Origin of the sequence: Bradyrhizobium sp. (genome assembly GCF_035935975.1) — a bacterium.
Lineage (GTDB): Bacteria > Pseudomonadota > Alphaproteobacteria > Rhizobiales > Xanthobacteraceae > Bradyrhizobium.
Genome location: NZ_DASYWN010000025.1, coordinates 16,963 through 28,780 on the forward strand (window position 1 = coordinate 16,963; position 11,818 = coordinate 28,780).

At 65.8% G+C, this 11,818-nt stretch carries 7 protein-coding genes; 1 reads left to right on the forward strand and 6 read right to left on the reverse strand.

What is annotated here, in order from left to right:
• Positions 1–21 precede the first annotated feature (21 nt).
• From VGR99_RS13535 to VGR99_RS13555, 5 genes are all read right to left on the reverse strand, one after another.
• Positions 22–897 (reverse strand): DMT family transporter, encoded by an 876-nt coding sequence (locus VGR99_RS13535; protein ID WP_326898877.1) that lies wholly within the window; start codon positions 895–897, stop codon positions 22–24.
• A 14-nt stretch (positions 898–911) separates the two neighbouring features.
• Positions 912–1,793, reverse strand: coding sequence for an NAD(P)-dependent oxidoreductase (locus tag VGR99_RS13540; RefSeq protein WP_326898878.1), 882 nt, complete (start codon positions 1,791–1,793; stop codon positions 912–914).
• 2 nt (positions 1,794–1,795) lie between these two features.
• Positions 1,796–2,927 (reverse strand): peptide chain release factor 2 gene (prfB, locus tag VGR99_RS13545; protein WP_326898879.1). Its coding sequence is split into 2 segments (ribosomal slippage): positions 1,796–2,857 and positions 2,859–2,927, totalling 1,131 coding nucleotides; the frame shifts between segments, so codons are not numbered across the junction.
• Positions 2,928–3,036: 109 nt separating this feature from the next.
• The gene (locus VGR99_RS13550) at positions 3,037–5,550 is read right to left on the reverse strand and encodes a penicillin-binding protein 1A (RefSeq protein WP_326898880.1); all 2,514 of its coding nucleotides are present in this window, start codon (positions 5,548–5,550) and stop codon (positions 3,037–3,039) included.
• 237 nt (positions 5,551–5,787) lie between these two features.
• Positions 5,788–7,089: an N-acetylmuramoyl-L-alanine amidase gene (locus VGR99_RS13555; RefSeq protein ID WP_326898881.1), complete on the reverse strand. Its 1,302-nt coding sequence runs from the start codon at positions 7,087–7,089 to the stop codon at positions 5,788–5,790.
• Positions 7,090–7,790: 701 nt separating this feature from the next.
• On the opposite strand from VGR99_RS13555, the gene VGR99_RS13565 reads away from it, so the two are divergent.
• Positions 7,791–10,910, forward strand: a complete 3,120-nt coding sequence (locus tag VGR99_RS13565) for an Rne/Rng family ribonuclease (protein ID WP_414645120.1) — start codon at positions 7,791–7,793, stop codon at positions 10,908–10,910.
• Between the two features lie 79 nt (positions 10,911–10,989).
• On the opposite strand, the gene VGR99_RS13570 is transcribed toward VGR99_RS13565, so the two are convergent.
• On the reverse strand, positions 10,990–11,637 hold the full coding sequence (locus VGR99_RS13570; RefSeq protein ID WP_326898884.1) for an XRE family transcriptional regulator: 648 nt from the start codon (positions 11,635–11,637) through the stop codon (positions 10,990–10,992).
• Positions 11,638–11,818 lie beyond the last annotated feature (181 nt).

Below are 11,818 nucleotides of genomic sequence, written 5' to 3' on the forward strand. Positions count from 1 at the left end.
GTCACCTCCCAAAGTGGCGCGTTAGGCCTCTTCGCGCTTTGACGCGCCTCCGATGATATCGGCGACCACCGCCCCGATCACCAGCGCCCCGCCGATCAGCGCATGCACGGCCGGCACTTCGCCAAAGCTCACCCAGATCCAGAACGCCATCAGCGGTGTCTCCAGCGTTGCGATCAGCGACGCCTGCCCTGACGGCAGGAGGCGCGAGCCGAGCATGTAGAAGGTCAGGCCGAGCGCGACCTGGAGGCAGCCGAACGCCGCGAGGATCGCGAGGTTGTGGCCACCGACATGGGCGATGTCATGAGCGAATGGCAGGCTGACGAGGCTTCCGATGAAATTCGAGAGCGCAGCCGCCGCAACCATCGACGTCTCGCGATGGCGCCGGACCACCACCGTCATGGCGGAGATGGCGAGCACCATCAGGCAGCTCAGGGCGACGCCGCCGATATCGGCGCCGGCTCTGATCCCACCGACGGTGATCACCACGCCGGCAAACGCGACCAGGCTTGCGATCAGCGTACGCCAGGTCGCGGCTTCGCCGAGCCACAGCCACGCCAGCGCGGCAGCGACGAAGGGCTGCGTCGCGATCAGCACCGCGACATTCATGACATTGGTCATCTGGAGCGCGGGAATGAACGAGATCATGCCGATCGCGGACAATGACGCCACGAGCAGGCCGCCGCGTCCCGGCACCACCACTTGCCGCAGCGCCGCCTTCCCCTGCATCAGGACGAGAAGCACCGAGATCAGGCTGCCGCCGAACAGGCCACGCCAGAACAGGATGGTCCAGGGATCGAACGGCAGCAGCCGGGTGAAGAATGGCGCGGTGCTCCAGGCAACCGCCGCTGCGACGACGAGGGCAATGCCGAGACCGCGTTCCGATCGAGGCTGCCCCATGTCGATGTGCCCGGCTAGGACGGCTTCTTCGGCCGCGACACCAGCTCGATCATCTTGCCTTCGTCCTCGTCAGGCATGACGGCCTTGGCCTGGGCGTAGGATTCGACCGCAGCACGCGAGACCAGCGGCTTGTCGGCGAGCAGGCTCTCGGCGAGTTTGACGGCATAGGCGGCATCCTTGTGCCGGAGCGCTGCGGTGAAGGTCGCGCCACTGAAATCGCGGGCGACCATGCGCTTGGAGTGGCGCTGCACCTGTGGGCTGGCGGCGACGCCCGCCTGGATCGACTCCAGCACGAGGTTCATGTCGAGCCCGGCCTGCTCGGCGATGGCAAGGCCCTCGGCGAGCCCGGCGATCTGGATCGCGCCCATCAGATTGTTGATCAGCTTGTACACCGTGCCGGAGCCGACCGCGCCGAAATGGCGGATGGTCGAGCCGATCGGTTCGAGGAACGGGCGCGCGCGTTCGAGATCAGCCGCATCGGCGCCGGCCAGCAGCGTCAGCTTTCCGCTAGCTGCCGCATCCGGCAACCCGGTCACGGGGCAGTCGATGTAGATCAGCCCGCGGGCGTTGAGCTCGCGACCCATCTCGCGGGCGTGGTCATAGGAGACGGTGGAGCACTCGATCGCGATGGTGCCGGCCTTGGCGGTATTAGCCGCACCGTTGAGCCCCAGCCAGACGGCGCGCGAGGCTTCGTCATCGGCGACCATGGTCACGACGGCGTCGGCATCGATCGCGGCGTCCTCGGGCGACGTCGCCCAAAGCGCGCCGCGCGCGATCAGATCTTCCGCCTTGGCCTTGCTGCGATTCCAGAGCGTCACCGTGAAACCGGCATCGAGATAGCGGCCGGCCATGCCGTGGCCCATCCGTCCAAGCCCGATGAAGGCGACGCGGGTCATGGCTAGTCGACGTCCTCGATGTCACCGCCGGTGGTGCCGAAGGCGCGCTGCGCCAAGGTCGCGGCCATGAACTCGTCGAGATCGCCGCCGAGCACGCCCGAGGTGTCGGAGGTCTGCACGCCCGTGCGCAGGTCCTTCACCATCTGGTAGGGCTGCAGCACATACGAACGGATCTGGTGGCCCCAGCCGATATCGGTCTTGGCGGCCTGGTCGGCGGCGGCCTTCTCCTCGCGCTTCTTCAGCTCGATTTCATAAAGCCGCGCGCGCAGCATGTCCCAGGCCTGCGCCCGGTTCTTGTGCTGGGAGCGGCCGGCCTGACAGACCACCGCGACGCCGGTCGGAATGTGCGTCAAGCGCACCGCGGATTCAGTCTTGTTGACGTGCTGGCCGCCGGCACCGCCCGAGCGCATGGTGTCGACGCGGACGTCGGATTCCTTGATGTCGATCTTGATGCTGTCGTCGATGACGGGGAAGACCTGCACGCTCGAGAACGAGGTGTGCCGGCGCGCATTGGAATCGAACGGCGAGATGCGCACCAGGCGGTGCACGCCCGCCTCGGTCTTCAGCCAGCCATAGGCATTGTGGCCGGAGACCTGGATGGTCGCCGACTTGATGCCGGCCTCTTCGCCCTCGGACTCCTCGAGGAACTCGACCTTGAAGCCGTGGGTTTCGGCCCAGCGCGTGTACATGCGGAGCAGCATCTGCGCCCAGTCCTGGCTCTCGGTGCCGCCGGCGCCGGCGTGGACCTCGAGATAGGAATCGAAGCGGTCGGCCTCGCCCGAGAGCAGCGCCTCGAGCTCGCGCCGCGCGACTTCCTTCTTCAGGTTCTTGAGCGCAGCTTCAGCCTCGGCCACGACACCCGCATCGCCCTCGGCCTCGCCGAGTTCGATCATGCCGATATCGTCTTCGAGCTCCTGCTCGACCTTGCCGATGCCGCTGAGCGAATCCTCAAGAGAGGTCCGCTCCTGCATCAGCTTCTGGGCTTTCTGGGGATCGTTCCAGAGGTTGGGATCTTCTGCGAGCTTGTTCAGCTCAGCGAGGCGTGCCGTCGATTTCTCGACGTCAAAGATGCCTCCTCAGCAGCCCGACTGACTGCTTGATCTCTTCTACCAACCGTTCGATTTCGGCGCGCATGTCGTTCTCTGATCTCGCGGAATCCCGCGTCCAATTGAGTGTGGGATGTAGCGGCGGCGGCTGCAAAGCGCAACCGCCGGAACCGCGATCGTCCGTCTTGTCCTAAGCCTTAGTACAGGCCACCGGTCGCCGGCCGCATGAAGAAGCCGGAATCCGGCTGCTGCTGCTGCGAGGCTGGCATGCCGCCGCCGCGCCCGTCGGCATCGGCAACACCGATGACCGAGTAATTATCCGGCGGCGCCGTGCCCGGCTTGAAGGCTTCCAGGATGGTTCCGCCGGTTTCGCCGGGGCCGGCGCGCATGCCGGTCTTGGCGACAACGCGGACCAGCTTGATGCCGGCCGGCACCTTGAACGGAACGGCGGGCTTGTCGGCGAGCGCGAGCTTGAGGAAATCGCGCGCGATCGGCGCGGCCAGATGGCCGCCGGTCGCGGCGTTGCCCCTGCCGAGCGCGCGCGGCTTGTCGTAACCCATGTAGATGGCGACGGCGACGTCAGGCGAGAAGCCGACGAACCAGGCGTCCTTGGCCTCGTTGGTGGTGCCGGTCTTGCCGGCGATCGGCTTGCCGACCTCCTTGACCACGGTCGCGGTACCGGCCTGGACCACGCCTTCCATCAGCTCGGTGATCTGATAGGCGGTCATGGAATCCAGCACCTGCTCGCGGCGGTCGATCAGCTGCGGCTCGGCCTGGTTCTTCCAGCCGCCCGGCGCGTCGCAGCCGCGGCATTCGCGCTGGTCGTGCTTGAAGATGGTGCGGCCGTAGCGGTCCTGGATACGGTCGATCAGGGTCGGCTTCACGCGACGACCGCCATTGGCGAGCATCGAATAGGCCGTGACCATGCGCATCGCCGTCGTTTCGCCGGCCCCGAGCGCGTAGGACAGATAATTCGGGAGCTCGTCATAGACGCCAAAGCGGCGGGCATATTCGCCGATCAGGGGCATGCCGATGTCCTGCGCGAGGCGCACCGTCACGGTGTTGAGCGACTGGCGCAGCGCGTTGCGCAGCGTCACCGGGCCCTGGAACTTGCCCGAGGAGAAGTTTTCCGGACGCCACACGCCGGCGCCCTGGCCCTGGTCGATTTCGATCGGCGCGTCGAGCACGACGGTCGAGGGCGTATAGCCGTTGTCGAGCGCGGCCGAATAGACGATCGGCTTGAACGACGAGCCCGGCTGGCGATAGGCCTGCGTGGCGCGGTTGAACTGGCTCTGGTCGAACGAGAAGCCGCCGACCATTGCGAGCACGCGGCCGGTCCACGGGTCCATCACCACCATCGCGCCGGACACTTCCGGAATCTGGCGCAGGCGGTACTGGCCTTCGACCGGCTGTCCCTCCTTGCTGTAGAGCGGATCGGCATAGATCACGTCGCCGGGCTGCAGCACCTGCGCCACCGACGTCGGCTGCTTGCCTTTGGCGTTGCCTTGCGTCGCCCTCGCCCAGCGCACGCCGTCGAGCGTGACGAGGCCGGTCTCGCGCTGCTTGCTGATGGCGCCGCCGAGCTCGCGGCTCGGCTGGAAGCCGATGCGCGCCGACTGGTCGCTGGTCTCCAGCACCACCGCCATGCGCCACGGCGAGATGTCGGACAGCGACTTGATCTCGGCGAGCTTCACGCCCCAATCGCCCGAGATATCGAGCTTGCTCATGGCGCCGCGATAGCCCTGCTGCTCGTCATAGTTCACGAGGCCAGAGACCATGGTCTTGCGCGCCATGACCTGGATCTTCGGATCGAGCGTGGTGCGGACGGAAAGGCCGCCCTCGTAGAGCTTCTTCTCGCCATAGCGCTCGAAGATGTCGCGGCGGACTTCCTCGGCGAAATATTCGCCGGCAAACGTGTGAGCGCCGTTGGAGCGGTTGGTGACGGCCAGCGCCTCCTTGCGGGCCTTGTCGGCGTCGGCCTGCTTGATCCAGCCGTTCTCGAGCAGACGGTCGATCACATAGTTGCGGCGTTCGATGGCGCGGTCGCGGTTACGCACCGGATGCAGCGTCGCCGGCATCTTCGGCAGCGCCGCGAGATAGGAGGCTTCCGCCACCGTCAACTCGTTCACCGACTTGTCGAAATAGACCAGCGAGGCGGCCGCGATGCCGTAGGCGCCGAGGCCGAGATAGATTTCGTTCAGATACAGTTCGAGGATCTTGTCCTTCGAATAGGTCTTCTCGATCCGCATCGCCAGCAAGGCTTCCTTGATCTTGCGGGAGAAGGAGACCTCGTTGGTCAGAAGGAAGTTCTTGGCGACCTGCTGGGTGATCGTGGAGGCGCCCTGCGGACGACGGTTGGAGCCGAAGTTCTGCAGATAGAGCACGCCCGCGCGCGCCATGCCGGTGTAGTCGATGCCGCCGTGCTCGTAGAAATTCTTGTCCTCGGCCGCGAGGAAGGCGTTGATCACGAGCTTGGGCACCGCCTGGATCGGCAGATACAGCCGCCGCTCCTTGGCGTATTCGCCGAGCAGCGAGCCGTCGACCGCGTGCACGCGGGTCATCACCGGCGGCTCGTAATCCTGAAGCTGAGAGTAATCGGGCAAGTCCTTGGAGAAATGCCAGATCAGGCCTGCCACGGCCCCGACACCGACCAGGAACACCACCGTTCCCGCGGCGAACAGGAAGCCCATGAACCGCACCAGCAAGCGCATTATGTGTTTATCCGTTCAAACTCTGGATCAGCCCAGTATCAGCCCAACTGGCACCTGAAACTGGCGCCAACCTCACGTCGCGAATTCACCGGCCTACGCAATCACATCAAGGCCGGGCCTAAAGACGTTTGCCGAGCGGGATTCTCTCCGATTCCGGAACCCCCTGCGGTGTTTTTATAAATCGCCCGCTGTGGCCAAACTAGGGCTTTTGCGGCGGGACGGAAAAAGCCTTCTTCTTCAATTCGACGCTCCCCCGGCGGTCGTCGCCATCCGTTTGGCCAGGAATCCGTCGATCGCCTGCGCCATCGAGCCGACGGCCTTCGACCGCCAGCCCTCGGACACGAGATGCTCGAGGTCGCCCTTGTTGGAGACATAACCGATCTCGACCAGCACCGAGGGCACGTCGGGCGCCTTCAGCACCCGGAAACCGGCGGATTTCAGGGGATGCTTGTGCATCCGTACCGTCGACTTCATTTCGCCCATCAGCAAATGGGCAAAACGGTTTGAAAACGTGCGCGTTTCCCGCTGCGTCAGGTCGATCAGGATGTCGGCGACGTCGGTCGGCTCCTCCGCCAGATTGAAGCCGGCGATCGCATCCGCACGGTTTTCGGCGTCGGCCAGACGCTGGGCTTCGGCGTCGGAGGCCTTGTCGGACAGCGTATAGATGGTGGCCCCCTGCGCATCGCCCTCGGCACGCGGCAGCGCGTCGGCGTGGATCGAGACGAACAAGGCGGCCTTCAGGTTGCGCGCGATCTTGGTCCGGTCATTGAGGGGGATGAAGGTGTCGTCGTCCCGCGTCATCACCACGCGGTATTTGCCGGCCTTTTCCAGCCGGTCGCGCAGCGCGAGGCCAAAGGCCAGCACCAGGTTCTTCTCACTCTCGCCGCTGGACTGCGTACCGTTGTCGATGCCGCCATGGCCGGGATCGATCACGACCACCGGACGGCTATCGGCCTTTTGCTGCGGAGACTCAGGGGCCGCCTTGGCGGGAATCGTCGCCGGCGGCGCGTCGGCGATCGCAGGCCGCAAATCGGGGCGGTTCTCCGGAGCGAGCGATTGCACGAAGGCGGCGCGATCGACCTCCTCCAGCTCGAGCACCAGCCGCGCAGGCTGGCCGTTCGCCGCTTCCACCACGTAGGACTTGGCGATCTTGGCCGGTCCGGTCAGGTCGAACACGATTCGCGAGCCGCCGGGCATGACCAGGCCGTAGCGGAACGCCTTGACCAGCCCCCGCCCCCCGGCCCCGGTGCCGGCCGGGAGCTGAAAATTGACCTGGGGAACGTCGACCACCACCCGATAGGGGTCGTCGAGCGTGACTGCGCGGAAGGTGACGGTCTGATCGATATCGAGGATGAAGCGCGTCTGCTTGCCGTCACCGGCGAGGCGCGCGCCCGTCGCAACTGGAAAATTCGCTACCGCAACAGAGGGTTGCGACTGGCTCTCCGCCGCGCTCAGGCGCGAGGAATCAGCATACGGCAATGCTGCAGCGCACAACAGTGCGCATCCCAGCAAAACGCTTTGATTTGCGCGGCTCGCCAACGATTCCGTGCCTCCGAGCTGCTTTTTTAACGCAATAGAACCACAGGGTTAATCGATCCTTAATGAAGGGATCGCGAAACTCGCCGACTGTGACCGCCGTGCGACGCTCCCTTGCACGGATGGCCCATTCCTCGTATGTACGGAATGCTGACGGCCGATATTTTCGGTTGTGTCGCATTCAGCCTCCCGGTGCAGCGCCGGAGCTCCCAAGATTTGGGAATTCCAGCGTTTTCCGTTCCCCTCTAAGACCAGCGCGGTGCGCGGCAGCGAGGTGGAGCGGGTCAAGCCCCGGCGGCGGACGGTTTCCGGGTACCTCGTTTCCGGGACGGTTCTGACAGCGGCGTAACCCATTACCCGGTCCCTTGATCCCAAGGGGGCGGTTCGTGATCCCCAAGGCGAGCGCGCTCGCGCCATGCCTGGCCAGCAGCAACTGATTGAGGGGCGGCCCCGCCGCCCAATGTTTCATACGGGCCGACGCTTGATGCGCCAGACTGTGCCGACGAATTCTGAAGGACGATTCGCGACGCTGCGGAGTGACAATCCCGCGCGCCGCTTTGGTCCTGAAGCTTCCGGTTCGGCAAGGCGCGAGAGACGGCGTTTCGGCCTTCCCCTCACCCCCGAATCAGGTGGACCGTCGCGTCACCCGGCAGCGCAGATCGCGCCCACGGTGAGTCGCGCCCGCCGCCGCCAAGAGTTAAGACATGCCCAACAAGATGTTGATCGATGCCACCCACCCGGAGGAGACCCGGGTCGTCGTGGTCCGCGGCAATCGCGTCGAAGAGTTTGATTTCGAGACCGCGCAACGCAAGCAACTGCGCGGGAACATTTACCTCGCCAAGGTCACCAGGGTCGAACCCTCGCTCCAGGCCGCTTTCGTCGAATATGGCGGCAACCGCCACGGCTTCCTCGCCTTCAGCGAAATTCATCCCGACTACTACCAGATCCCGGTCGCCGACCGGCAGGCGCTGATCGAGGCCGAGGAACAGGCCCATCGCGAGGCCGAGGAAGAGAGCGAGAACCGCTCCCACGGCCGCCGCCGTTCGCGCCACCGCAACGCCCGTCGCCGCGGTCATGGCGAGCGCATGCGCAGCGATATCGTCGAAGGCCTCGACGCAGGTAGCGATCCCGCGGCCCAGCCGGTCGAGGGCGCCCCGCTGCCGGAGCACGCCGAAGGCGTCCCGCACGAGGGCGAGCATCTGCACGCCGATGCCGGGCATCACGACGAGCACGAAGCTCATGATCACGAGCATGATCATCACGAGCACGATCACGACGATCACGGCCATGACGATCACGGCCATGATGACGATCACAACCACGATCATGACGACCACAATCATGATGGCGAGCACGATCATCACGACCATGATCATGCCGGCGAGACGCCCGCGCCTGTCGTCGCTGCGGTTGGCGCCGAGCCCGTGGTTGCGACCGAAGCTGCCGCCGATGCCGAGCCGCACGAGGCAGTTCTCTCCGAAGCCCATGCCGAATTCCACGCCGAGGCTCTGGCCGAGGCCGTGACGTCAGCCGCTGAACCGGCCGATGCCGTCTATGGCGAGAGCGCCGAGGCGCCGCATGGCGAAGCCGCGGACGCCGCCGGTGAAGACGACGAGGACGAGGATGACGACGGCGAGGAAGCCGAAGAGGAAGTCGTCGAGTCCGTCGGCGGTGACGACGTGCTGGAGGAAGTGCCGGAGCGCACCTTCCGCCCGCGCCGCCAGTACAAGATCCAGGAAGTCATCAAGCGCCGCCAGGTGATGCTGGTGCAGGTCGTCAAGGAAGAGCGCGGCAACAAGGGCGCGGCGCTCACGACCTATCTCTCGCTCGCCGGCCGCTATGCCGTGTTGATGCCGAACACCGCGCGTGGCGGCGGCATCAGCCGCAAGATCACCAGCGCCCAGGACCGCTCCCGCCTGAAAGAAGTGGTGCAGGATCTCGACGTGCCCGAGGGCATGGGCATCATCCTGCGCACCGCGGGCGCCGCCCGCACCAAGCCCGAGATCAAGCGCGACTTCGAGTACCTGATCCGGATGTGGGAGACGGTGCGCGACCTAACGCTGAAGTCGCAGGCCCCGACCCTCGTCTACGAGGAAGGCTCGCTCATCAAGCGCTCGCTGCGCGACCTCTACAACAAGGAGATCGACGAGATCTCGGTCGCCGGCGAGTCCGGCTACCGCGAAGCGCGCGACTTCATGAAGATGCTGATGCCCGCCAATGTCAGCGCGGTGAAGCAGTATCGCGACGGCCAGCCGCTGTTCTCACGGATGGGCGTCGAGAGCCAGCTCGATGCGATGTTCTCGCCGACGGTACAATTGCGCTCCGGCGGCTATGTCGTGATCAACCAGACCGAGGCGCTGGTCTCGATCGACGTCAACTCCGGACGCTCGACCCGCGAGCACCATATCGAGGACACCGCGCTCAAGACCAATCTGGAGGCGGCCGAAGAAGTCGCCCGCCAGCTCCGCCTGCGCGACCTCGCCGGCCTGATCGTCATCGACTTCATCGACATGGACGAGAAGCGCAACAACCGTGCGGTCGAGCGCAAGCTGTCCGACTGCCTGCGGCAGGATCGCGCGCGCATCCAGGTCGGCCGCATCTCGCATTTCGGCCTGCTGGAGATGTCGCGCCAGCGCATCCGCGCCAGCGTGCTGGAGAGCTCGACCGATCCCTGCCCGCATTGCGGCGGCACCGGCCACGTCCGCTCGGTGTCCTCGGTGGCGCTGCAGCTGTTGCGCGGCCTCGAAGAGATCCTGATGAAGGGCGCGACCCACAATCTCGTGGTCCGTACCCGTACCGACGTCGCGCTCTACGTGCTTAACCACAAGCGCGGCCATCTGCGCGACCTCGAAAACGGCTTCAAGGTCACGCTGTCTGTCATCGCCGACCCCAGCGTCAGCGGTCCGCAGGCCTATCTGATCGACCGCGGCGAGCAGGTGCACACGCTTGAAGCCGCCAAGGCGCTGCTGGCGGCACAAGCCGCTGCGAGCCCGCCGCCGGTGGCTGAAGAGGCCTACGAGGACGAGGAGTTCGATCCGGAGCTGGAATCCGAGATCGAGACCGAGGAGACCGAAGGTCTTGCCGAGGAGCAGGCTGGCGGCGAAGCGTCCGCCGAGCAGGACGGCCAGCGCCGCAAGCGCCGCCGTCGCCGGCGCGGCCGCGGTGGCCAGCGCGATGGTGAGCTTCGCGAGGATAGCCCGCCCACCCTTCCCGAGGCGGCCGTTGCGGCCGGCGAAGGCGACGAGGATGCCGACACCGAACAGGAAGGCGAAGAAGGCGAGGAACAGGCCGCCCGCGGCGATCAGCAGGGCAGCGGCGAGCGCCGGCGCCGGCGTGGTCGCAGGGGTGGACGTCGTCGGCGCGGTAGCGGCGAGGAAGGTCTCGCCGGCTCCATCGGCGACGAGCTCGGTGGCAATCAACCGTCGGAAGCAACCGACGCGGTTGCCGATTTCGATAGCTCCGGCAGCGAGCCAGCACCGTCGATCGCGCACTCGGAGCACATTACTCCGGTCGAAACGTCTCAGCCCGAGTTTCAGTGGCAGGCTCCGGTCGAAACGCCGGTGCAGCCCGCGCCTTCTGCCGCTGTTGCAGAGGAAGAGCCCGCATCCGACGACAAGGCAGCCCGACGCCGCTCCACCGTCCGCGAGAAGGTGAGCTTCCTCTCGAGCGGCCCGAGCGAGCCGACAACACCGGTTGCGGCAGCGCCGGAGCCGGTCGCTCCGCCCGCACCTGAGCCTGAGCCCGCGCCGGAAGCAGCCAGCGAGACGCCGGCCGCCCCGCGTCGTGCCGGCTGGTGGTCCCGCCGCTTCGGTGGCGGCGAATAAGCCGGACACGGAATCAAAAACGCCCGGCCAAGCCGGGCGTTTTTCGTTTCAGGACTCCGCTTCAGGACTCGCTGACGCGCTACTCGCGCGAGGCGATCTGGCGGAGCTGGTCGTAGAGATCGGGCGCTTCGCTGGTGCAGAGACAGACGCCTTTGGCGGAGGATGCTTCGCCGGCGTTGAGGTAGGCGTGGCCCATGGTGCTGTCGAGATAGATGCCGTCGCCCTCGTCCAGGATCTCGGGCGCGTAGAACTCGGTGTGGACGGCGACGCGTCCGCTCGTCACGACAAAATACTCCTCGCCGCTGTGGCGCAGCAGCGGGCCGAACTCCTCCAGCGAGCGCGCGCGGACCTCGGCCACGATCGGCACCATGCGTTTGCCGATCAGGTCGGTGCATTGATAGGTGTAGGTGTAGAACTTCGTGGTGATCACCTGACCCTGCCCGGCCCGGCTGATGCTCCGCCGCGCCGTCACCGGCCGACCTTGCACAGGCGCCGCCACCGCCGGATTGAACAGCTCGGCGATCTCCATCTTCAGGCCTGACGTGAGCTGGACCAGCTTGTCGTAGGTCAGCGACATCAGGCCGTTCTCGACCTTGGACAGCGTCGAGAGCGCCATGCCGGTCCGCTCCGCCACCTGCTTGAGCGTCAGGCCGCGCGCCTGGCGGGCCGCCTTGAGGCATTGGCCGAGCTGGGAATTGGCCCCTTCGGGCGTCGTGATCTCGCTCATGCAGCGATCCTAGCACGCCGGCGGAAAAATTGTTGACCTATCCATCTACTCTTTTCGGCCAAAGCGGCCGCTGCGAGCCCCATTTGGCGGCCTGTTGGGCAGCCGAGCCAGCATTTGTGCATGAAACGCCCTAATCTGACGATTATTGGTGCGCCCGCCCCACTTTCCGATATGCTAAACC

Coding starts and splice junctions, on each gene's coding strand:
- VGR99_RS13570 (WP_326898884.1), bottom strand. CDS start 11,637: ATGAGCGAGATCACGACGCCCGAAGGGGCCAATTCCCAGCTCGGCCAA.
- VGR99_RS13550 (WP_326898880.1), bottom strand. CDS start 5,550: ATGCGCTTGCTGGTGCGGTTCATGGGCTTCCTGTTCGCCGCGGGAACG.
- VGR99_RS13535 (WP_326898877.1), bottom strand. CDS start 897: ATGGGGCAGCCTCGATCGGAACGCGGTCTCGGCATTGCCCTCGTCGTC.
- VGR99_RS13565 (WP_414645120.1), top strand. CDS start 7,791: ATGCCCAACAAGATGTTGATCGATGCCACCCACCCGGAGGAGACCCGG.
- VGR99_RS13540 (WP_326898878.1), bottom strand. CDS start 1,793: ATGACCCGCGTCGCCTTCATCGGGCTTGGACGGATGGGCCACGGCATG.